The sequence below is a fragment of the Haloferax sp. s1 genome (genome assembly GCF_058382125.1).
In genome coordinates this window covers 1-652 of the sequence record NZ_JBZRPK010000035.1, presented here as the reverse complement: position 1 = coordinate 652, position 652 = coordinate 1, and the positions used below count along the sequence as shown (strand labels likewise).

Genomic DNA, 652 nt, shown 5'->3' with positions numbered 1-652 from the left:
GCTCCTCTTCATGCTCGTCTACTTCGCTCGCGTCGGGTTCGACGTGCACACCGTGGTCGGGCGGAGCGAGCGGCTCGACCCACTTGACCCGAGCGAGGCCGATTTCGAGACCGCAGACGACAATGAATGGGCACCCGTCTCCGCCCCCGATGGAGACCCGACAAACGCGCTCCACACGAACCGCCACGCGGTGTGGGCCGGCGCAGTCGTTGACGGTCTCCTCGGGATGCTGAACCCCCGACGCTTCGCCGCGGCGGCCGTCACTGCCTTCCTCGGGTACGTCGTCGCCGGGGTGACGTGGGCAGTCGTCGGTGCGAGTGTGGCCGTGGTGGTAGTCGTCGCACACACGCTCGTGGAGAGCGACCTCCGGTGGGGGCACGTAGAGTACCGGGTGTACGAGGATAGCGTCGTCTGCCACGACTGCTTTCTGGACGAGCCGCAGTGGCGTCTCGAACGTAAACGAGTCACGGACGCGACGGACCGGTCCGGACTGCTTGGACGCCTTCTGAAAGTCTCCTCGGTCTCGCTGGAGCAGCGCGACGACGGTGATTCCCGGACACTTCGGTACCTCGACACCGCCAACGTACTACGCTGCAGGATCCTCCCGAGTCGCGATTGAAGACGGAATCCACCGCTGCGTGCACTGTGAGAA

Annotated in this window: 1 protein-coding gene; it reads left to right on the top strand. The window is 65.5% G+C overall.

Annotated features, from left to right (window positions below; genetic code table 11):
• The coding region (locus QT222_RS00200) for a PH domain-containing protein (RefSeq protein ID WP_491475921.1) at window positions 1-619 on the top strand (619 nt) is incomplete at its 5' end.
• Window positions 620-652: the final 33 nt, after the last annotated feature.